This is a genomic window from Acinetobacter sp. C15 (assembly GCF_013420645.1).
In the GTDB taxonomy this organism is placed as follows: domain Bacteria; phylum Pseudomonadota; class Gammaproteobacteria; order Pseudomonadales; family Moraxellaceae; genus Acinetobacter; species Acinetobacter indicus.
This window is the reverse complement of the sequence record NZ_VOXR01000023.1, coordinates 1-20,555: the sequence shown is the minus strand read 5'-3', so window position 1 is coordinate 20,555 and position 20,555 is coordinate 1. Positions and strand designations below refer to the sequence as shown.

General features: G+C 47.3%; 19 protein-coding genes. 13 read left to right on the top strand and 6 right to left on the bottom strand.

The window, feature by feature from the left end; genetic code table 11:
* Positions 1–4: 4 nt before the first annotated feature.
* From FTT63_RS10060 to dnaX, 4 genes are all read left to right on the top strand, one after another.
* Positions 5–859, top strand: coding sequence for a MaoC/PaaZ C-terminal domain-containing protein (locus FTT63_RS10060; RefSeq protein WP_180192228.1), 855 nt, complete (start codon positions 5–7; stop codon positions 857–859).
* Between the two features lie 69 nt (positions 860–928).
* Positions 929–2,194, top strand: a complete 1,266-nt coding sequence (locus FTT63_RS10055) for a serine hydrolase (protein WP_180192227.1) — start codon at positions 929–931, stop codon at positions 2,192–2,194.
* Positions 2,195–2,265: 71 nt separating this feature from the next.
* A complete protein-coding gene (locus FTT63_RS10050; RefSeq protein WP_168408520.1) occupies positions 2,266–2,709 on the top strand; it encodes a copper resistance protein NlpE N-terminal domain-containing protein in 444 nt (147 codons plus the stop codon).
* Positions 2,710–2,855: 146 nt separating this feature from the next.
* On the top strand, positions 2,856–4,970 hold the full coding sequence (dnaX, locus tag FTT63_RS10045) for a DNA polymerase III subunit gamma/tau (protein WP_180192226.1): 2,115 nt from the start codon (positions 2,856–2,858) through the stop codon (positions 4,968–4,970).
* Positions 4,971–4,994: 24 nt separating this feature from the next.
* On the opposite strand, the gene FTT63_RS10040 is transcribed toward dnaX, so the two are convergent.
* Positions 4,995–5,432: a thioesterase family protein gene (locus tag FTT63_RS10040; protein WP_180192225.1), complete on the bottom strand. Its 438-nt coding sequence runs from the start codon at positions 5,430–5,432 to the stop codon at positions 4,995–4,997.
* Positions 5,433–5,504: 72 nt separating this feature from the next.
* Complete coding sequence (locus tag FTT63_RS10035; RefSeq protein ID WP_016659059.1) at positions 5,505–6,665, bottom strand: iron-containing alcohol dehydrogenase; 1,161 nt, start codon at positions 6,663–6,665, stop codon at positions 5,505–5,507.
* Positions 6,666–6,783: 118 nt separating this feature from the next.
* On the opposite strand from FTT63_RS10035, the gene FTT63_RS10030 reads away from it, so the two are divergent.
* The 4 genes from FTT63_RS10030 to FTT63_RS10015 are packed head-to-tail and all read left to right on the top strand — an operon-like array spanning position 6,784 to position 10,529.
* On the top strand, positions 6,784–7,290 hold the full coding sequence (locus FTT63_RS10030; RefSeq protein ID WP_005178601.1) for a low molecular weight protein-tyrosine-phosphatase: 507 nt from the start codon (positions 6,784–6,786) through the stop codon (positions 7,288–7,290).
* 15 nt (positions 7,291–7,305) lie between these two features.
* The gene (gene murB, locus FTT63_RS10025; protein WP_180192224.1) at positions 7,306–8,343 is read left to right on the top strand and encodes a UDP-N-acetylmuramate dehydrogenase; all 1,038 of its coding nucleotides are present in this window, start codon (positions 7,306–7,308) and stop codon (positions 8,341–8,343) included.
* 15 nt (positions 8,344–8,358) lie between these two features.
* Positions 8,359–9,486 carry a YdcF family protein gene (locus FTT63_RS10020; RefSeq protein ID WP_127798850.1) on the top strand — a complete coding sequence of 376 codons (1,128 nt, stop codon included), beginning with the start codon at positions 8,359–8,361 and terminating at the stop codon, positions 9,484–9,486.
* Complete coding sequence (locus FTT63_RS10015; protein WP_005178596.1) at positions 9,486–10,529, top strand: alpha/beta hydrolase; 1,044 nt, start codon at positions 9,486–9,488, stop codon at positions 10,527–10,529. Before FTT63_RS10020 ends, FTT63_RS10015 begins: the two co-directional genes overlap by 1 nt.
* 41 nt (positions 10,530–10,570) lie before the next feature.
* Here FTT63_RS10015 and FTT63_RS10010 read toward each other — a convergent pair whose 3' ends face one another.
* Entirely contained in the window at positions 10,571–12,241 is a 1,671-nt protein-coding gene (locus tag FTT63_RS10010; protein WP_005178590.1) for an FMN-binding glutamate synthase family protein, read from the bottom strand.
* Positions 12,242–12,503: 262 nt separating this feature from the next.
* Here FTT63_RS10010 and FTT63_RS10005 point away from each other — a divergent pair, with 262 nt between their 5' ends.
* Together FTT63_RS10005 and FTT63_RS10000 are read left to right on the top strand one after the other, a co-directional pair.
* Positions 12,504–13,190: a response regulator transcription factor gene (locus FTT63_RS10005; protein ID WP_180192223.1), complete on the top strand. Its 687-nt coding sequence runs from the start codon at positions 12,504–12,506 to the stop codon at positions 13,188–13,190.
* Positions 13,187–15,076: an ATP-binding protein gene (locus FTT63_RS10000; protein ID WP_218952660.1), complete on the top strand. Its 1,890-nt coding sequence runs from the start codon at positions 13,187–13,189 to the stop codon at positions 15,074–15,076. The genes FTT63_RS10005 and FTT63_RS10000 overlap by 4 nt, the downstream gene beginning before the upstream one ends.
* 4 nt (positions 15,077–15,080) lie before the next feature.
* Here FTT63_RS10000 and FTT63_RS09995 read toward each other — a convergent pair whose 3' ends face one another.
* The 3 genes from FTT63_RS09995 to FTT63_RS09985 form a co-directional block, all read right to left on the bottom strand.
* A complete protein-coding gene (locus FTT63_RS09995; RefSeq protein WP_005178584.1) occupies positions 15,081–16,262 on the bottom strand; it encodes a JmjC domain-containing protein in 1,182 nt (393 codons plus the stop codon).
* 169 nt (positions 16,263–16,431) lie between these two features.
* Complete coding sequence (locus tag FTT63_RS09990) at positions 16,432–17,022, bottom strand: nucleoside triphosphate pyrophosphatase (RefSeq protein WP_005178582.1); 591 nt, start codon at positions 17,020–17,022, stop codon at positions 16,432–16,434.
* A complete protein-coding gene (locus tag FTT63_RS09985; RefSeq protein WP_034597805.1) occupies positions 17,022–17,405 on the bottom strand; it encodes a DUF2237 family protein in 384 nt (127 codons plus the stop codon). The genes FTT63_RS09990 and FTT63_RS09985 overlap by 1 nt, the downstream gene beginning before the upstream one ends.
* A gap of 143 nt (positions 17,406–17,548) precedes the next feature.
* Between FTT63_RS09985 and FTT63_RS09980 the strand changes: the two genes are divergently transcribed.
* The 3 genes from FTT63_RS09980 to fba all read left to right on the top strand — a co-directional run bounded on the left by FTT63_RS09980 (position 17,549) and on the right by fba (position 20,319).
* Positions 17,549–18,736 (top strand): phosphoglycerate kinase, encoded by a 1,188-nt coding sequence (locus FTT63_RS09980; protein WP_005178578.1) that lies wholly within the window; start codon positions 17,549–17,551, stop codon positions 18,734–18,736.
* A gap of 132 nt (positions 18,737–18,868) precedes the next feature.
* Positions 18,869–19,144, top strand: coding sequence for a hypothetical protein (locus FTT63_RS09975; RefSeq protein ID WP_005178577.1), 276 nt, complete (start codon positions 18,869–18,871; stop codon positions 19,142–19,144).
* A gap of 137 nt (positions 19,145–19,281) precedes the next feature.
* The gene (gene fba, locus FTT63_RS09970) at positions 19,282–20,319 is read left to right on the top strand and encodes a class II fructose-bisphosphate aldolase (protein ID WP_005178575.1); all 1,038 of its coding nucleotides are present in this window, start codon (positions 19,282–19,284) and stop codon (positions 20,317–20,319) included.
* Positions 20,320–20,555 lie beyond the last annotated feature (236 nt).

The window sequence follows — 20,555 nt, the reverse complement described above, 5'->3', positions numbered from 1 at the left end:
CAGTATGAATACTCGCCATTTTAGTCAACTTCCCAAGCCGTATTTAGCCTATCCAAAAGTGATTCAGGGCTTAATTTTTAAAAAGCCGAAGGGTGAAAAAGTTCTGCCGCAAGTTGAATATGTGGTGGATACATTCAAGGTCGACCAGAAGCATCTGAAAGCCTATAACGAAGTCTGTGGTTTTAAAAATAACGGCTATATTCCGGCCATTTATCTGGCGGTGTTATCGCAAAGCCTGCAAATGCACATGATGACTGCGGAAGCTTTCCCATTTCCGATTTTAGGCCTGGTGCATATCCGCAATCAGCTCAAGCAATACCGTAAAGTTGGCGTGAATGAGCAGCTGACTTTATCCTGCAAGTTTGGTGAATTGCAGCCACATGACAAAGGCGTACAGTTTGATTTTATCACCACTGCTAAAGTTGGTAATGAAGTTGTGATGGAAGGTTTAACCACCTATTTGTCACGTCAGAAAAGTGGCAACAAGCCCGCGGCCAAAGCAGCAGAAAGTGCCGTACCGGATTATGTACCGGCAGGACAATGGGATGTGTCGGAAAATACCGGTCGTCGTTATGCGCTGACATCGGGAGATTTTAACCTGATCCATATTCATGCGTTAACCGCCAAAGCCTTTGGTTTTAAACAGGCCATTGCACATGGTATGTGGAGTAAAGCCAAAGCGCTGGCCAATATCCAGTTGCCAGATGCGTATGAAGTTGATGTCTGGTTTAAGTTGCCAATGTATCTGCCATCTCAGGTGGAATTCTTGACGGCGCAGCAGGCACAAAATACTGACTTCCTGATTCGCAGCAAAAAGAATCAGAAGCCGCATGTCAGCGGTAGCATTCGCCCACTTTAAGTCATAGCGCCTAAGTCCAAACCGGATTTAGGCTTTTTTCATTGTTCACCATATTGCTGGAAAGGATGCATGAACAGCGTAAAAGATTATCTGCGTGCAGATATTCAAAATTATCGTGGTTCAGTGGAAGAACCATTTAAAGATTTGGCCCATCTATTTAGCCGTTTTCAGGATGCCCGCTCAACGCAAGGCGGCGCTGCGCTGGTGGTTTATTTTCAGGGTCATAAAGTCGTTGATATTTATACCGGTCAAAAATCTGCCAATGAGGCCTGGCAGCCGGATAGTCTGTCGGTCTGCTATTCTACCGGAAAAGGCGTGCTGGCCACGCTGGCACATATTCTAGTGAGTCAGGGGCGGCTGGATTATGATGTGCCGGTGGCTGAATATTGGCCAGAATTTGCAGCGCAGGGCAAACAGCAGCTGACTTTAAGAGAGATGCTGTGCCATCGCAGTGGTTTATACGATATCCGTAACCTGATTGCCGATGCCTCGGAAATGGCCGACTGGTCGCATATGCTGGAGGTCATTGCCGCGGCCAAACCGCGTTTTCTGCCGAACAGTGATGCAGCCTATCAGCCCCTGACCTTTGGCTGGCAGGTCGGTGGTGTCTTGGAAAAAGCCTGTAATGAAAGCTTGGCTGTATTGATGCAGCGTCATTTAAGCGAGCCATTGGAATTAAACGGAGCTTATTTTGGCGTGCCGGTAGAGGAATTAGCGCGGGTGGCGCGACCGTTTGCCACATCTCAGCCCGCCCAATATGCCCAGCCTCCCAAAAAACAGGCTGTTGCTAAACCTGCACGTACCGCATCGCCTTTAGAAAAGCTGATGGCCTTCAGTGGACAACATCCGCAAGATTTTCAGGATGCCATGATTCCCAAAGGCATGAAGAAATTTTCATTCTTTAGTGATGCCGGTTTACAGGCGATTGTGCCGGCAGCCTCCGGGGTATTTACCGCGCAAAGTCTGGCCAAAATCTATGCCATGCTAGCGCAGGGTGGCCAATGGCAGGGGCAACGACTGATTTCACCACAGGTGTTTCAGGCCTTAAGTCAGGTGCAATATACCGCCCGTGACCGGGTGATGCCGCTGCCGATGCATTGGCGTTTGGGCTATCACCGCATTCTGAGCCTGGGCAAGTCGGCATCTTCGGGCTTTGGTCATATTGGTTTTAATGGTTCGGGTGCCTGGTGTGATCCAGAGCGGAATTTAAGTTTTGCTTATACCCATAATTTTCCGACCGGTTCCATCACCGGCGATTATCGCTTGTGGGGATTAACCCAGGAAACCTTACGCTGTGCCGATGGTGTGTTAAAAGGCCGTAAGGGCTGGTTTTAAACAGTTTGAGATGATTTTTGGTCCAGCCTTGTGCTATGTTCTGGCACTAGTCAATTTGATGTTGTGCAAAGATGAAAAAAGTCATTTTGATTCCGCTGGTGGCCAGTTCAGTTCTACTCGGATGTCAGGATCAAAACTCAAGCCAGTCACAGACGGTGGTGGAATCTAAGAGCGCAATTCCTGCGTGGGTTGGTGAGTTCAAAGGCACCACGCCTTGTATGGGCTGTTTATCGCGCTGTGATGATTGTCCGGGAATGGCAGTATCTTTAGAACTTCATCAGGATGAAACCTATACCTTGGTGCGTGAAAGTATGAGCGGGCACAATGCGCCGGAAGTGATTCAAGGGCGGATTCGCTTTGCAGATGCGTCGCGTCAGCAGCTTGAACTGCTGCAAGTCAACACCCGAAATTTGCTGTATATCGATCTTGAAAAACAATTGCTCGAGATTCGTGTAGATCAAACAGGCAAACGCTATCAAATGCAAAGTGATTTTATTCTGGCCAAGTCTGTTTAAATACTGGCTAATCATCTGCTAAATATACTGATTTTTAATCCCTTTTTTGCTGGCGCGAACAAGGGATTTTTCTTTGGATGCGCCCGTCATTTATTTCACTATTTACTAAAAAAACAGTATGCTTAGACCTGTAAAAAGGAGCATACATGTATCAGGTACTTGCGCGTAAATATCGTCCACGTAATTTTAATGAGCTGGTGGGACAAAATCATGTTTCTCGTGCACTGACCAGTGCCTTAGAGCGTGGCCGTTTACACCATGCCTATCTGTTTACCGGGACTCGTGGGGTCGGGAAAACCACCATTGCGCGTATTTTGGCCAAATGCCTGAACTGTGAAACAGGGGTGACCTCCACACCGTGTGAAGTTTGTCCGACCTGTAAGGCGGTGAATGAAGGCCGTTTTATTGATTTAATCGAGATTGATGCGGCATCACGTACCAAAGTGGAAGATACCCGCGAACTGCTCGATAATGTGCCGTATGCACCAACGCAAGGCCGCTTTAAAGTCTACCTGATTGACGAAGTGCATATGCTCTCGACGCACTCTTTCAATGCCTTGCTAAAAACGCTGGAAGAACCGCCAGAGCATGTTAAATTCCTGTTTGCCACCACCGATCCGCAGAAGCTTCCGATTACGGTCATTTCACGCTGCCTGCAATTTACCTTGCGTCCTTTGGCAGTAGATGAAATTACCGAGCACCTATCTTCAATTCTCAGCAAAGAGCAGATTCAGGCCGAGCAGGATGCAATCTGGCAAATTGCTGAATCGGCACAAGGTTCATTACGGGATGCCTTGTCCTTAACCGATCAGGCCATTGCCTATGGTCAGGGTGAAATTCATCATCAGGATGTCAAAGACATGCTGGGGCTGATTGACCGCACCATTATTTATGACCTGATTCTGGCGATTCATCAGAACCAGACTGCGCGCGTGAGCGCACTGTTAATGCAGTTCCGTCAGCAGGCACTGGATGTATCACTGGTGCTGGATCAGCTGATTTCGACTTTGCATGAGCTGGCCTTATTGCAATATCTGCCGGATTTAAGCCTGAAATATAGCGCCGAAATTAACCAGAAAATTACCCAGCTGTCGCAGCGCATTTCGGCTCAGGATTTACAGCTGTATTACCAGATTGCCAGCAAAGGTCGCGCAGATTTACAGCTGGCGGTTACCCAGGAGCAGGGCTTTGAGATGTGCGTGCTGCGTCTGCTGGCTTTCCGTCCCTTACAGCCAAATGAAGTGCCCTTGACGCAGGTCAGCGCACAAAGCAACGCAGTTGCTGTAGCACCGGCCGCTGAGTCAGCTACCGCGCAGCCTGAACCGGTGCATCCCGTTGTTTCAGCTGAGGATGAATTAGAAGCTGAAACTGCTGCTATAAACCCACCCGTTGCTGAACCATCATCAGATGATTTTCTGCAGGATGAAGCGTTAGAGGTTGCTGAAGTTGCATCTCCATCCGAACCAGACCATCCGGTGACTACACCGGCAGAAGCGGCATCTGCGCAGATGATTTTTGATCCGGCGGCAGATGAAGTGCTGTTTGATTTAGATGAAGATGATCGTGCTGATCAGCCGGAAACGCAGGATGAGGCCAGCAGTGATGATTTCCTGTTTGATGAAATTGCACCTTTACCGGAAACGGCCGTTGCGCAGCCAACTCAACAGCCTGCTGAACTTGCAGCACCGGTTTCGTCTGTCGCACAACAGCCTGAGCTGACACATCCACAGGATTCCAGCCCGCAAGACAGTTTATTTGCGCAGCCAGCACCGACGTCATCCGTCAACCAGCCTGTCGTTGCTGCTGTAGACAATACCGCTATTCCACGTGCTGATCAGCGCCTGATGCCGCAAGATATTCTGCAACTGCCGGTGCAGTCCTTAGAGGGCGAATGGAGTGTGGAAAAATGGGAATACTGGTTCCGTAATAGTGATTTATCACCGGCAGTTCAGGAACTGGCCCAACACGGCCTGATGACCGGCCAGATTGAAGCTGAGTCGGTTTTCCATATTCCGGAGCAGTATCAGCAATTGTTAAATTCGCAGTTACAGCATTTAGAAGCAGCGCTGAAACAGCAGTGGCCGAACAGCTTCCTGAAAGTGCAGTATGGACAGGTCACAGAGGTGACACCGTATAGCTTGCAGCAGGAACGTAAAGTACGTGCTTATCAACGCGCCAGTGAGCTGCTGCATCAGGAGCCGCAGGTTAAATCGCTGCTCGAAAGTTTTGATGGCGAATTGCAGAATATCCAGTTGAAATAACCACCGTCAGACCATTTCAACCGTTTATTGAGAACGCAGATAAGGCAACAGGGCATTCCGCATTTCGCTTGGAATCGGGGTGCTTTTACGTTGCTGCGCATCGACAAAAACATGCACCATATGTCCTTGAGCTGAAGACTGCTGTTGATGCTGCTTGAAAATTGCCAGATCATATTTCAGCGAGCTGTTGCCCAGCGCTGCAATCGCCACACCGACCTCAATCACTTCTGGATAACTCAGCTCGGCTAAAAAGCTGCAGCCAGAGTCTACCACCAGCCCCATAATCTCGGCCTGATGAATATTCAGTCCGGCTTTCTCAATCAGCAGCGCATTGGCAGCGGTATCGAAGTAGCTGTAATACATGACATTATTGACATGACCATACATGTCGTTGTCTGACCAGCGGGTTTGAATCGGTAAAAAGAAGGTATATTGATCGCGGGTTTTGGTTACCGGTTTCATAAAAAGACGTCATCCCTGAATAGATCGAAAATTTATATTTTTGATTTACCACAACTTTAAATAGCTTCAGCCTTATTGATAAATCGCCTGATAAATGGCCAATGCATCCTGTTTTTCCATGTCGCGTGGATTATTTTGCAGCAGGCGGGTTTGTAACATGGCATCCTCGGCCAGCTGTTCCAGCATGTTTTCAGGTACATTCAGGGCATTCAGTTTTAAGGTCAGACCACTGCGGTCCAGATAGTTTTGCATGTGGTCAATAAACAGATCACACAAGCCATCTACACAGCCTTTGCTGGATGGGTCGAGCAAGGTCATCAATTCGGCATACTGCTGCTTGGCGGCTGGTGCATTAAATTTCAGCACTTCGGTTAAGACCAGCGCATTGCTGTGCCCATGCGACAAATGAAAATGTCCACCCAGCGGATAGGCCAGTGCATGGACTGCTGCCACCGGTGCATTGGCAAAGGCCTGTCCGGCCAGCATCGAGCCGACCAGCATATTCTGACGGGCTTCCATGTTGTTACCATCTTTTAGCACCAGATGCAGATTCTGGTTCAGCAGTTTAAGTGCCTGAATCGCCAGCATATCGGCATAAAAGTTCTTTTTGTGTTTGGAGGTATAGGCTTCAATGGCATGTACCATTGCATCAATACCGGTGGCGGCCGTAATGTGCGCCGGCAGGTTTTGGGTAAAGTTGGCATCTAAAATGGTGACATCGGCATATAGGGCAGCAGATACAATGCCGGTTTTGGTGGTTTCGCCGGTGGTGACAATGGAAATGGGCGTGACTTCCGAGCCGGTGCCGGCCGTGGTTGGAATTAGAATAAGAGGCAAACGCGGTTTTTGCGCCTGATTGACGCCATACATCTCATGCAATTGCTGTTTTTGTTCAGGATGGGCCAGCAGGGCAATAATTTTGGCCACATCCAGCGAGCTGCCACCCCCAAAACCAATGACTGTATCTATCTGGTTTTGCCGGGCGAATTCGGCGGCTTCCAGCACAATATGTTCCGGTGGATCGGCCTGTACGCTGGCATAAATGCGGTAATCACATTCGGCAGCTTCGAGAGTTTCCAAAACAGGTGCATGCAATTGTAATTGCACCATTCCCGGATCGGTCACCAGCAGCACACGTTGATTGTTCTGTTCAGTCAGGAGGGCTTTGAGCTGTTGGATGCTGCCCAGTCCGGCAATAATGTTGGGCACAGTCTGGAATTGAAATGGGCTCATACGCTTTATCCTTAATTTTTATACTTAAATCAACATTTATCTATAGTGACAATATAGGATTCATCCTGCAAATAACTTAACATAAGACACTTTAAAAGAAAGCAGTTTTGAGGTTGTTATGTCATCCAGAACGCCATACAAGGTGTTATGTGTCTGTTTGGGCAATATCTGCCGTTCACCTACCGCGGAAGTGGTGTTCAGACATTATTGTGATGCACAGCAACTGAATATCTGGGTCGATTCTGCCGGCACCAGTAATTATCATCCGGGCAAAGCACCCGATGCGCGCAGCCAGCAACATGCTTTGCAGCGTGGCTATGATTTATCTGCCTTGCGTGCCCGTCAGTTAACCACGCGCGATTTTCTAGATTTTGATCTGATTCTGGCGATGGATCAGGAAAACCTGCAAAATATTCAGCATCTAAAACGTCATGCAGCCGAAGAATATGGCGCAGAGTTGCTACGTGCCAAAGTGGCGCTAATGAGCGAACATGATCCACAATATCCACGTCATGAAGTGCCTGATCCTTATTATGGCGAAGCCGATGGCTTTGAACGCGTGCTGGATCAGTGTGAATCCAGTGCACAGGCCTGGATCAATATTTTAAAAACAGAATTGGCTTAAATCAGGTTTAAGAATATGAACATTCAACATCAGGTCCAGCTTAAGCCTTTTAATACCTTAAATCTGGCTGCAAATGCGTCTCATTATATTAAGGTACATTCCACCGATGATTTAATTGCGGCCTTAAATTATGCCAAGTTGCAGCAGCTGAATGTGCTGATTTTATCGGGCGGCAGTAATATGCTGCTGCCAGAGCAGATTCAGGCGCTGGTGTTACATATGGATATTCAGGGCATTGAATTCCTGAATGAAGATGACAATTTCAGCACCATTCGCGTCGGTGCGGGTCAGGTCTGGCATGATTTTGTGCTCTGGACCACTGAGCAGCAGTTATTTGGCCTGCAAAATCTGGCTTTAATTCCCGGTCTGGTCGGTGCATCACCGGTACAGAATATTGGCGCTTATGGGGTTGAGGTTGGTGAATTTATTGAATCGGTACAGGTTTATGACCGTTATAACGGCCAGTTTAATTCAATTCTGGCCAGTGACTGCCATTTTGCCTATCGCCACAGTATTTTCAAAGAAAATCCGAACCGCTATATCATCACCCATGTCATATTCAAGCTACGGAAACAACCGGACTTGAAACTGAATTATGGCGATTTAAAAACCGCTGTGGGTGATGAGCAAACCGCTGAAAACCTGCAACGCCAAGTGATCCAGATCCGTCAAAGTAAACTGCCAGATCCGCAGCAATTTCCAAATGTTGGCAGCTTCTTTAAAAATCCGGTGGTGACTGCCGCGGTCTATGAACAGCTGGCGACTCAATTCCCGAACATGCCGCATTATCCGCAGCCCGAAGGCCAGGTCAAAATTGCGGCTGGCTGGCTTATTGATCAGGCCGGCTGGAAAGGGAAACAGCTGGGCATGGTTGGTATGTTTCACAAGCAGGCACTGGTGCTTGTCAATTATGCCAATGCGACCCTGGCCGATGTTCAGGCAACATATCAGGCAGTACAGCAGGACGTGTACCAAAAATTTGGGATACACTTAGAACCAGAACCGGTGCTGTTTAATGACGCCGGGCTGATTATTCCCCACAATACCTTTTAATCAGGTTAGGCATTTATGAATAGAACTCACTGGATGGTGCGTATCGTACAAATGGCGGCTGTGCTATTTGTGCTGATGGGCTGTCTGGTGGTTTTTATCTATTCGCCGTTTTATTCCAAGTTTGTGATTAAAGTGCTGAATACCATTGTGCCGGTGGAGGTCAATGAAGTGGCTGCACAAAGCCAGCAGATGGGGGCACTGACCGATCAGGAAAATCTGGAACCTGGCTCGAATTTGTGGATTGCCCGGCAAGCTTATTTAAAAGTGATGGAAGAAGAGATTCAGGCTAAAAATTCACAGAATCTCACCACCATTCAGGCACGCTATAAAGCCTTGCAGGCTTTAATTCAGGATGAGCAGCGCAGTCAGCAGGAACAAGAGCAGGACAGCACACCGCAAATTCCATTGCTGGCCGATGTTTCCGCATCTGAGGCGCAACTTGCACAGCCTTCACAGCAGTTACAGGATTTATTGGAGTTAGACAGCTCTGAAAATCAGGCCCTAATGGAACAGTATCTGAAATTTTTAAGAACCCATGAAGTGGCAGCGGTTGAAACCGTACCGGTTGATGAAGAAATTTTTCAGGATATCGCACTGATTCAACAACAAAATAGCCAGAAGCCGCAAATAACTTCCCAGCCGTATGCAATTGTGGTTCTGGGCGGCGGTCTGACCTTACATGAAAATCAAAAAGATATTATTGTGAATAACTACACACGACTACGTTTAGAAAAAACCTTAGAAATTGAAAAACAGTATAAATTACCCATTGTGCTGAGCGGTGTTGAAGCACCTTATATGCAGAAATGGCTGGCAGAACGCGGGGTTGAAGCCAACTTGCTGGAAGATCGCAGTATGAACACCTGTGAAAACTCGCGTTTTAGTTCCTTGCTGCTACAGAAAAAAGGCGGCGCACCAACGGTGATTTTAATCACCGATCAATATCACATGCCGCGCACACGCCGTTTGTTTGCCTTAAACGGCATTGAAACCGTGCCGGTGGTCGCGCCAATTCCAACCGAGTTGACCCAATGGCAGCCTAGTGAGCAGAACTATGATCATAGCCGCCGTGCCAATTATGAAATGCTGGCCACCATCCGCGATATGCTGTTTGGTTCGAGCGACTGCCGGGAGGTGCCATAATGCCGAATATCCCGTTTTTAAATCCGAGTGTGCTGAAACAGCTGGATTTACCGGTTCCTAGCCGCGATACCACGCCGCAGGTGCTGGAGCCTTTAAACCTGAACCGGCCTTATGCGCCCACGGTGGATATTCAGGCCTATCGCCAGCTTTACGGTTTTGACAGCTTAGAGTGCGAGCATTGGCAGGGTTATGTGCAAATGCCGCTGTTTAAACTGCATGTGCAGGTGTTTCAGCCTAAACTTGAAGCGGGCAAGCTGGAAAAAAGCAAAGGTACGGTGTTTTTACTGCATGGCTATCTGGAGCACAGCGGCATTTATCAGCCGATTGTCAAAGAAATTCTGGAGCAGGGCTTTAGTGTCTTGACTTATGATTTGCCCGGCCATGGTTTAAGTAATGGCTCGCCCGCCAGTATCCAGAATTTTGATCATTACCAGCAGGTGCTACACGCCATTTACCAATATGTGCGCAATGCCGATCAATTGCCTAAGCCTTGGCTAGGGGTAGGGCAAAGTACCGGTGGTGCGATCTGGATGCATCATTTACTGGAATTTGCCGAGCGCCGGGAGAATCCGTTTGTTGAGCGGGTGCTGTTACTGTCACCTCTCATCCGTCCAGCCAAAAGTGCCTGGTGGCATAATTCAGTGGGCCTTGGGATTATCCGCCGGATTAAACGCGAAGTGCCACGCCATTTCAGACGCAATAACCATAACCCGGAATTTTTGCGTTTTGTGCGCTTAAAAGATCCGTTACAACCACGCATGATGGGCATGGACTGGATTCTGGCCATGTCCAAATGGATGCTGGAAATGGAGCAGCGACCAGCGTGCCGGATTCCGGTGTGGCTGGCCCAGGGCGCGCAGGATCAGACTGTGGACTGGCGCTATAACATCGAGTTTATCCGGCGTAAATTCCGCCTGCAAACCTTGCTGATGCTGGAAGAAGGGTCACATCAACTGATTAATGAACGCCCGGATATTCGTGCGGCCTTAACCGGTTTGATTCCAGCCTTTTTACATGCTTCGAATTCCAAGACTTATTATTAAGCTTTCCTCCATTTCATAAAAAAGATGCGGGTGCCTCTTTTTTAAAATTCTTCCGCTTTGGCCAAATTCCACATACGGAAATAAAAGTTTTCTTCATCTTTATTTTCACAGCTCAGTAATTCGCCTTCTTTCAACCAGAAATGCAGCTGGGCATAGTTTTTAATTTCCCGGTCGTTAATCCGCTGCGCCAGATGATGGGCACGAATGTCGGCCGGGTGTTTTAAACCGGCTGCCGCAATCATTTCCGACAGGGCATGCATGGTATTTTTATGGAAGTTATAGACCCGTTCTGCTTTGGAGGGTACATGTAGCGCTTTTTGACGGTCTTTATCTTGTGTGGCGACACCGACCGGACATTGGTTGGTATGACAGCTTTGCGCCTGAATACAGCCAACGGCAAACATAAAACCACGGGCTGAATTGACCCAGTCTGCGCCTAAGGCAAAGGTACTGGCAATATCAAAGGCACTGATAATTTTACCGCTGGCCCCGAGCTTGATTTTACTGCGCAGGCCCGCGCCAACCAAAGTGTTATGCACAAATAGTAAGCCTTCACGCAGCGGCGTACCAATATAGTCACTAAACTCAATCGGGGAGGCGCCGGTACCGCCTTCTGAACCATCTACCACAATAAAGTCGGGCACAATTTTGGTCACCAGCATGGCTTTGACGATACTCATAAATTGCCAGGGCTGGCCAATACACAGTTTAAAACCCACCGGTTTACCACCCGATAAATCGCGTAACTGCTGTAAAAATTGCAGCATTTCAATTGGGGTGCTAAAACTAGGATGGCGTGAAGGTGACACACAATCGCGGTCACGCGGCACGCCACGAATCTGCGAGATTTCTTCTGAAATTTTATGTTTCGGTAAAATACCGCCATGGCCCGGCTTGGCACCTTGGGAAAGCTTGAGTTCAATCATCTTGATATTCGGATTACCGGCCTGACGGGCAAATTTTTCCGGATCAAATAAACCTTCTGCGGTGCGGCAACCAAAGTAGCCACTGGCAATTTGCCAGACAATATCGCCGCCATATTCCAGATGATACGGGCTAAGGCTGCCTTCACCAGTGTCATGATAAAAGCCACCAAGTTTGGCCCCTTTATTTAAGGCACGGATGGCATTGGCGCTCAGGCTGCCAAAACTCATGGCAGAAATATTTAAAATCGATGCGCTATAAGGCTGGCTGCATTGTTCATTGCCAATATGAATCCGGAAGGTTTTTGGATCAGCCGGTGGGCAGGGGCGCAAGGAATGCACAATAAAACGGTAGTCGGCTTCGTACACATCCAAAATCGAGCCAAAGGGTTTATCGGCATTTTCATTTTTGGCACGTTGATAGACCAAACTGCGCTGCATGCGCGAAAAAGGCTGGGCATCCTGATCGGCTTCAATAAAATACTGGCGAATTTCGGGGCGGAAATCTTCAAAAATAAACCGGAAATGACCCATAATCGGGTAGTTTTTCAGAATGGAATGCTTGGTCTGAATGACATCATACAGACCGACCAGACTCAGCAGCGTGGTGATCAGCCAGAGCGAGTTAATTACGCCATCGGACAGAAAATAATAAATATAATGTGGCTCATAAAATAGCCTAAGCCATGTAATGCCCAGCGCAATTAAAATACAGGCAAACCAGACCGAGTGACGGGAGAAAAAAGTATTTAAAAGTTTATGGCGAATGGCTTGGGCTGGACTTGGCATTGTTATGATTTTTCCATTGCGAATTCAATCTTGTATTACTGTGCAGATTCTGAATAGGGCATACAAGTAATGATTTGTGAAATTTGGCAAGGGCTTTAGCACAGCTTAAAAATGAGCAATAAAATCTATAAAAATTAAAAAATAGCTGCTATGCTGAAATCATAAAAATAACAGTGCTAACACTCTGAAATTCCTTAATTCTAGGGATAGAGAACCGTTTAATAATATCGCTATATTGAAAGTTAAAAGATCGGGGAAGACAGTGGACATTACAGAATCAATATTACCGGCCCCTGTGCTGATTGTGGAAGATGAACCCATGATTCAGTCACGCCTCAGACATATCCTCCTTGAAATGGGCTACAGCAATGACATGCTGATTTTTGTTAGCCATTTAAAAGCAGCATTACAGAAAATTGAAGAACAGCCGGTGTCTTTGGCGCTGGTCGATTTGGGGTTGCCAGATGGCAATGGAATTGAACTGATTGAACAGCTTCGGGCCAAAGACAGCAGTGTACTAATTTTGGTGATTTCGGCCTGGAGTACGCAAAACAGCCTGTTTTCGGCCCTTCAGGCGGGCGCCACCGGTTATGTGTTAAAAGAACGCGATGATACTGAAGTGATCATGGCCATCCGCAGTATTTTAAGAGGCGGCGCACCGATTGATCCCTTTATTGCCCGGGAAATACTGTCACAGATTTCGGTGCAGAAGCCGCAGGAAATTGCCAAGCCGTTTAAACAGCCCGATGAAGATATTGAACAGCTGACCAACCGTGAACATGAAATTCTAAATCTGGTCGCGCAGGGCCTGAGTAACCGGGAAATTGCCGAGCAGCTGTTTGTGTCGCGGTATACCGTGGAAAGTCATATCAAGCATATTTATCGCAAGCTCTCGGTAAGTAAACGCACCAAGGCAGTCAGTACAGCGCGCTCATTAGGCATTTTATGATCTACAGATTGCTCCAGTTTTGGTGCGGCTGTTGTCTTTATCTTTGTCTATCGAGTGCGTATGCAGAGCAAAGCTATGCCATAGACCCGTATTGTCAGGTTAATATTCAGTCGGTCAGCACCGTACAGACACCGGATATTCATAGCCATCCACATACAGGATGGCAACCTGTGACGTTGCCTGATCGCTGGAATGAACGCTGGCCGGATTATAACGGCGGGGTGTGGTACAAAATTGTCTGGAACTGGTCCTGTCAGGAACCGGCCGTGCTGGATCAGTCGATTGTATTTTCTATTAATTATTTAAATAGTGCGGGTGCGGTGTTTTTAAACCGCGATTTAATCTGGTCAAACCGGCATCTGGAAGAGCCGCTTTCCAAAAGCTGGAATATGCCACGTTACTGGATTTTACCGATTAGCGGCCTGCGTCCCGACCAGAATGAAATTTTAGTTTATGTGCGAGGCTATGCCTTTCAATCCGCCGGTCTCGGTGATGTTTCCTTCCAGAATGTCTATAACAGTTATACGGAATATCAGCAACAGATCTGGGATCGTCGTACCTTATTTGTGATTAATGCAATTTTATCGGCGACCTTGGGTGTGTTGTGTCTGGTGATCTGGCTGTTTCGGCGTAAAGAAGTCAGTTATGGCTGGTTTGCCTTAAGCTGTTTGCTGTGGCTGTTATTTGTCTCCAATATTATTAGCACGGAAACTTATCCCTTCCCGAATACGCTGATGGCGGCACAGGCCAATATTGCCTTTTTTGTGCTGTATATTCTGTCATTCATTGTCTATTTGCTACGTTTTGTGGATAAAAAATTTCCGATACTGGAAGAAACCGCTTTTATCTGTTCGGTGGCGGTGATTCTGGGCATTTTCGTAACGCCACTCGATTATGCACAAACCGTTTTCGGGCTGGTATTTTTAGGCTATAGCCTGTTATTTTTCGGGGTTTTCCTGTATCTGCTGCGTTTAACCTTCCGCGTGCCGCGGGTGGAAAATATCCTGCTGGTGATCTGTTTAAGCCTGATTATTATTTTTGCAGCTTTAGATATTGCACTGTTGGCTGCGCCGTTTGATACCGATTTACAGCCCTTATCACCGTATACCTCGCCGGTGGTGACGCTGTTTATTGCATTAATTCTCGGGATTCGCACCACCAAAAGCATGCAGAAAATTGAGCAGTTTAACCAGCAACTTGAATATCGCGTGTTTGAGGTTCGTGAAGACTTAAAACAGAGCATGTCGGAAAAGCATTATCTGGAATTGGAAAATGTGCGTTTGCAGGAGCGGATTCATCTTTCGCATGATTTGCATGATGGCTTGGGTGCTTCGCTGGTACGCTCGATGATTATGGTCGACCAGAGCGAGCAGCCCATGAGTAACCGCCAGTTTCTGTCGATTTTGAAATTACTGCGTGATGATTTGCGGCAAATTATTGACAGTGGCTCCTCAATTGGCGCCAAAGTGCCGGAAACGCCGGTGTTATGGATTGCGCCGGTGCGTCATCGTTTTAGCCAGCTCATGGATGAAGTTGAGATGCGCGCCACCTGGAACATTGCCAGTGAATGGGTAGTGCAACCGACACCGCTGCAATGTCTGAACCTGATGCGGGTGCTGGAAGAAAGTCTGACCAATGTGGTGAAGCACAGTCAGGCCAAGCATGTGCAAGTGACACTGGATTTTCCCGATGAACAGACTTTATGTTTAAGTATTCAGGATGATGGAATTGGATTTGATACCCATGGGGTGCTCGATCACGGGATGAGTATTGGCGTACGCAGTATGAAGCTGCGTCTGGCGCGGATAGGTGCAGAGTTAAAGGTGAACTCTACACCCGGTTATACCTTAATCAAGGCGATTTTAGTGGTATCACCTCAGGATTAAGCCCTTATTCGGCCTCATCTTCTGCATCTTCAGCTGGCAGCAGCATCAGCACAGAATCATTGAGTAACTGGGCTACATCTTCCAAAATGTCTTCATGGTACAGGTCTTCATTCAGCTCGACGAGTTCACCATCAGCAATCTGCTTCAGTAAAGGCGCAAACTCATCCGAAATATACAGACCTTCACCGTTGGCCCAGAACAGTAACTCGCCATCTTCTTCGGTATAGAGCAGGCGTGAAGCCGGTTCTAAAATCAGTTGATAGCCCTGATCCAGCGCATCTTCCAGATCGCCAGTACCAATTTCTTCTGCTTCTGGAATATTGTCCGGATATTTTGGCTCTGACATCAGGCTCATGATGGCATCTTCCAACACGGTCGAGTTGTGCAGTTGTGCCAGCAATTCGGCTTTTAAATATTCCAGTTCCGGCTGGGTAATTTGTCCAATCGGGCTGATCTGGTCGCGGATCAGATCTTGCAACGGATTTTTTAGCAACTGGTTGTCAGAAAACTTGTCACTGACGCGATCCATCATGTCACTGATATTTGGCATACGGAAACCGAAAGAGAAGGTCAGGCAGTCATCTTCGGCCACGCCATAGTGCGATAAACCTGGTGGCACGTAAAGCAGGTCACCCGGTGCCAGCACTTCATCAAAATTGACATCCATCTCTGGCAGTAATTTCAGCGGCTGACCTGGAACAAATTCGGTTTCGGCATCACACATCTGGCCCAGTTGCCAGCGGCGATGACCATAGCCTTGCACCAGAAATACATCATAGAAGTCGAAGTGTTTGCCGACCGAACCGCCTTTTGGCGCATATGACACCATAATGTCATCACGGCGCCACTGCGGAATAAACGGGAATTTTTTCCACAGTTCCGCCAGATCAAAAGAGTAGTGATCTACCGCTTGGACCAGCAGCGTCCACAGCTTTGGCATTTTCTGGAAATCGGCTTTTAATAGCGGTGAAGATTTTACGGACCACTGGTTCGGATCACGATCTTTCTGCTTGATTAAGCGGGCGCTGATATTTTCGTCCAGTGCCAGCTCCATGACATCACTCGGCTCAAGAATATTGGCAATTTCAGGCAGAGCATTACGCACCAGCAGCGGTTTTTTTTGCCAATATTCGGCAAGGAATTGTTCAGCGGTGATTCCGCCTAAAACGTCTAAAGGTTGAGACATGTCAAATAACTACAACATAAATTTAGCTGTTATTGTCCCTTGAGTTGTGCGGTGGTGCAAGTGATGAACTTCATCTTAAGGAAATTTAGAAAAGTGGCAGAAGGGAAAAGATGGCGAAAAAAATGATCAGGACAGGCACCTGATCATTTTGGGTATTGCATTACCGTGTTTAGGGAATCTGCAGATTAAGCTGGCGGAGAATCTGGCACAGCTGAATCATTGGCATACCCATCAAGGTGGTCTGGTCCTGGCCAATCATCTGTTCAAACAGGCTAATCCCCAGACTTTCGCATTTAAAACTGCCGGCACAATGCAGCGGCTGTTCCAGTGCCACATAGCGCTCGATTTCATCCAGACTCAGTTTACGGAATTTGACTTTGTAGTGTTCAACCAGGGTCTGTTCAAAACCGCTGGATTTTTGCTGTACGCTCAGCGCAGTACTAAAGTAGACAATTTTGTCCGAGTTGGCCTGCAGCTGGCGAATGGCTTTTTCCGAGCTTAAGGGCTTGCCAATAAAAATATCGGGCGCACCTTCACGCCACGCCACCTGATCGGAGCCAATCACAATGGCTTCAGGATATTGCTCGGCAATACTCTGGGCTTTTTCAAAAGCCAGCCGTTTGGCCAGATCATCGGCATGGTTTTCACCTTGCGGTGATTCATCAATGTCGGGTGTCATACACTGATAGTCGAGCTTTAAACGGTCCATCAGTTCTTTACGGGTCTGGCTGCTGGACGCCAGAATAATCGGACGCTTCATTAGACAGCATATTCCATCAAAATATCTAAGGGAACGTAAGACAGTACCGCCTGATGGCAGGCCTGAATTTTTACGGGTGGTGCTTTACCGGCCTGATAGGCTTCAACCCAGCGGGTCACACAAATACACCAGAAATCACCCGGTTTTAAGCCCGGAAATTCGACTTCAGGCAACGGTGTGATCAGGTCATTGCCAATTTTCTGGGAAAAGTTCAGAAATTCCGAGGTCATTTGTGCACAAACAGTGTGCTGGCCCAGATCCGTGGGCGCCGTATGGCAAAAGCCATTACGAAAATAGCCGGTAATCGGGTCAAAACAGCAGCTGGCCAAAGGCTCGCCTAAAACATTTAAACGGTTCAGGGTTGGATCTGGATGTATAGACATAGGCATAAAAATTATCAGGTCTGTTTTTTTCCTATCATAACAAAACTTTGGCAATCGTTAGCTTTTCTGCAAAAGAAGCTAACCTTTTTCTGCATAATCATTTAGAATCTTGGCGATTTTAATATCTAAAAAGTGAGCTATACATGAATTTTCAGCGTATGACTGACCTCGACCTGGCACAAAAGCGTGTTCTGATCCGCGAAGACTTAAACGTGCCGGTGAAAAATGGTGTGATTACCAGCGATGCGCGTTTACGTGCTGCCTTACCGACAATTAAAGCGGCTTTGGAAAAAGGCGCAGCCGTAATGGTGTATTCTCACCTGGGTCGTCCTGTTGAAGGTGAACCTAAAGCTGAACAATCACTTGCGCCTGTCGCAGCTTACCTGACCGAAGCACTGGGCCAGGAAGTCAAATTATTGACTGACTACCTGGATGGTGTAGAGGTAGAAGCAGGTCAAGTGGTGTTACTTGAAAACTGCCGCTTTAACGTGGGTGAAAAGAAAAACAATCCTGAGCTGGCAGCAAAATATGCAGCGCTGTGTGATGTATTCGTAATGGATGCATTTGGTACTGCGCACCGTGCAGAAGCGTCAACTGAAGGTGTTGCGCGTCTTGCTAAAGTTGCCGCAGCAGGTCCTTTACTGGCTGCTGAACTGGATGCCTTGGGCCGTGCACTGCAAACCCCAGAAAAACCAATGGTGGCGATTGTTGCCGGTTCTAAAGTATCCACCAAGCTGGATGTACTGACGTCACTGTCTGACATTTGCGACCAGTTGATCGTGGGTGGTGGTATTGCCAATACTTTCCTGGCCGCTGCGGGTTACAACGTGGGTAAATCACTCTGTGAAAATGATTTGATCGACACAGCCAAAGCCATTGCTGCCAAAGTATCTGTACCACTTCCAACGGATGTGGTAGTTGCAGATGCATCTGAAATCAACTTTGATGACTTCTTGGGTTCACTGGCGGCTGCCAAAGCAACCGTGAAAAAAGTAGAAGATGTGGCTGACAACGACATGATTCTGGATGTTGGTCCAGAAACGGCAAAAGCATTTGCTGAGATCTTGAAAACTTCTAAAACGATTCTCTGGAATGGCCCAGTTGGCGTATTCGAAGTGGATCAGTTCGGTGAAGGCACCAAAGCCCTGTCTTTAGCGATTGCTGAATCAGAAGGCTTCTCAATTGCAGGTGGTGGTGACACCTTGGCTGCCATCGACAAATATGAAGTTGCAGACAAAATTGGTTATATCTCTACAGGTGGCGGTGCTTTCCTTGAGTTTGTAGAAGGCAAGACCTTACCAGCAGTTGCCGTATTGCTAGAACGTGCTTAATTCGCACACGCTTGCAAGATGACAAAAGGTTGACCTCGGTCAGCCTTTTTTATGCACTTCATTTTTTAGTCATAAAACTGTCATGTTTCTGAAATATTATGATCAAAAATCACCGGGTTGTAGGATATTCTGATGAACCAAAAATTAACTCTTGCCGCGTTACTTGCTGCATCTTTAGCTTTCACTGCATGTGCTAAAAAAGACGACAATGCAACAGCGACCACTGCAGATGCATCAGCAGCTGTAGCGTCAGAGCAAATTTCTGCAGAACAGCAAGCGGCGATTGATGCAATTGATCAGCCAGTACTTGATGAAAACAATACCGATGTGCCTGAAGAAGTGGCCAATGCACCAGCAGATGCCGCAACCCCAGACAGCGCAGCAGCGCCAGCATCTGAAGCGCAATAATCCTAAAAGCTCCACAAATTGTAGTAATTTGTATAAAAGTCCCTGCATTGGCAGGGATTTTTTTTAAATACGACGTTTTGTTGCTGAATTGAAACAAATCCCCATGTAGAATATGCAGCATTACCTGGGAGGATATTATGGCTCTTATTTCAATGCGCCAGCTATTGGATCACGCCGGTGAACACGGATACGGCGTACCAGCGTTTAACGTAAACAACTTAGAACAAATGCGCGCAATCATGTTGGCCGCAGATGCGACGAATTCACCTGTAATCGTACAGGCATCTGCAGGTGCCCGTAAGTACGCAGGCGCACCATTCTTACGTCATCTTATTTTGGCTGCAATTGAAGAATGGCCACACATTCCGGTGGTGATGCACCAAGATCACGGTACCAGCCCTGACGTATGTCAACGTTCTATCCAGCTGGGCTTCTCATCAGTCATGATGGATGGTTCACTGGGTGAAGATGGTAAAACCCCAACCTCATATGAATACAACGTAGATGTGACCCGTCGTGTGGTACAAATGGCACACGCATGTGGCGTTTCTGTTGAAGGTGAAATCGGTTGTCTGGGCAGCCTTGAAACAGGTATGGCCGGCGAAGAAGATGGTGTCGGTGCAGAAGGTGTACTGGATCACTCTCAATTGCTGACTTCAGTTGAAGAAGCACGTTCTTTCGTAGCAGACACCAATGTAGACGCACTGGCAATTGCAGTGGGTACTTCACACGGTGCATACAAATTCACCCGTCCACCTACAGGCGATATTCTGGCGATTGACCGTATTAAAGAAATTCATGCGGCGCTGCCAAATACGCATCTGGTGATGCACGGTTCAAGTTCTGTGCCACAAGAATGGCTGGCAGTGATCAACCAGTACGGCGGTGACATCAAGGAAACTTATGGTGTACCTGTTGAGCAGCTGGTTGAAGCGATCAAGCACGGTGTGCGTAAAATTAACATCGACACCGACTTGCGTCTGGCCTCTACCGGTGCAATGCGTCGCTTCATGGCTGAAAAACCAAGCGAGTTTGACCCACGTAAATTCTTCGCTAAAACGGTCGATGCAATGAAAGATATTTGTGTTGCACGTTACGAAGCGTTTGGTACTGCGGGCAATGCCGACAAGATCCGTCCAATTTCTTTAGAGAAAATGGTAGATCGTTATAAATAATTCCTGGTGAAGTATTTATAAAAAAAAGCCCACATTGCGTGTAATGCCAGTCAGTTAAGCAAATTTTAGTAAAATGTAGTAAAAATGAGTGTATGTAAATACGCTCATTTTTTTTTATGTCTTTATCTGAACATTTAGAATCCACTCTTGAACATGCTCTCCCATCACTCAACCATTTTTGTGAACTTATTGATTTAAATTGGATTGAAACAAGCCTGCATCAAACAGGTAAGGCA